The organism is Eubacterium sp. AM05-23, assembly GCF_003477535.1.
GTDB lineage: Bacteria > Bacillota > Clostridia > Eubacteriales > Eubacteriaceae > Eubacterium > Eubacterium maltosivorans.
In genome coordinates, this window is the sequence record NZ_QUDF01000037.1 from 1 (window position 1) to 577 (window position 577).

The 577-nt window shown below is 45.8% G+C and carries 1 pseudogene; it reads left to right on the top strand.

Annotation, left to right across the window (positions count from 1 at the left end):
- Window positions 1-278: 278 nt before the first annotated feature.
- Window positions 279-577 (top strand): annotated as a pseudogene (locus DW091_RS20250) (hypothetical protein); the annotation flags it as partial.

Genomic DNA, 577 nt, shown 5'->3' on the forward strand with positions numbered 1-577 from the left:
CAGATGCAGAGAATGGGCCCGGCGGTGCGGTAGACCACTTGTGCCAATCTGTCGTAACAGGGAGAGAGATCGTGAGCCCTGGTGAAATAAAAACGGATCGGGGGACTTCCTATGTTGTGCTGTGTGTTTCGCCATTTTATAAATGGTAAGCCTGGACGGGAATGGGCAAAAGAAACGCGCGGGAAACCGCCTTGAAGTGGACCTGCGGAAAGAGAATTTTTGATATTGCAGGAAAGAGATAGCTTAAATCAAAAGTATGCTTTATTTTTTGATTTTTTGTGAAAACAGGCTATCTCTGCCCTGCGGATACAAAAGAAAAAATACACGGCGTGTTAGAAATGAGCTATAATAAGATCAACAAGATAAGATTCAAGAGAACTGGAGGTATCTTTTACCCGATGGCAGGCAATAAAATGACCGATCAGGTGATGATTTCAAGGGTCCAGGATTCGATGTACCGGCAATGCCAAAAAAGAGGCTATGCGGCACCCGTAGATGTGCTGATGGATGTGGGCGTATTGCAAAAAGCTAAATATGAGGACTGGCGCTTTGGGCGGGTAGCCTTTCTGGAAAGGGT